The sequence below is a fragment of the Vibrio sp. 10N.222.46.A1 genome (assembly GCF_041473595.1).
Lineage (GTDB): Bacteria > Pseudomonadota > Gammaproteobacteria > Enterobacterales > Vibrionaceae > Vibrio > Vibrio tasmaniensis_A.
Genome location: NZ_JBFRSN010001666.1, coordinates 1 through 445 on the forward strand (window position 1 = coordinate 1; position 445 = coordinate 445).

The 445-nt window shown below is 36.9% G+C and carries 1 protein-coding gene; it reads right to left on the minus strand.

All coding sequences use genetic code 11. The features are described 5' to 3' along the window. Window positions 1–124 precede the first annotated feature (124 nt). A partial coding sequence (dptF, locus tag AB4496_RS28745; RefSeq protein WP_372133502.1) for a DNA phosphorothioation-dependent restriction protein DptF occupies window positions 125–445 on the minus strand: 321 nt, incomplete at its 5' end.

A 445-nucleotide genomic window follows, 5' to 3' on the forward strand; every position in this document is an offset into this window, starting at 1 on the left:
CCTAATACACTGTCCCAATTAAAGATATCTTTTCTATCCTTTGTGTTAATTGGGAAGTAGGTAGTTAAAGTGTTATTTTTCACCCCATCTTTAGACTGGGGCAAGTCAGCTCTTAGCATTAAACTCATAGTCCACTCACCTCAAAATCTTCATTATCTACGTTGGTTATTTTGTATTGCTTGTTACCTTTCCCAACGATATATAGGGTATCTGCACTATTTGCGATGTCCGCAATTTCATCAACCAACTCATCCAGTAACACGACAGTATTCTTATCATGTTTGTTAGGGCGATAACCGGAAACGATACGTTGCATTAAGTTCAACAAATTGATATTGACCATCAACGATAAGGTTTTATCCCCAACTCGAAAATAAGCAGTGAAATAGGCAGTATTTTTTTTGTGGTCATTTTTAATCGCTTTAACGTCAGCCTTTAACTCCTG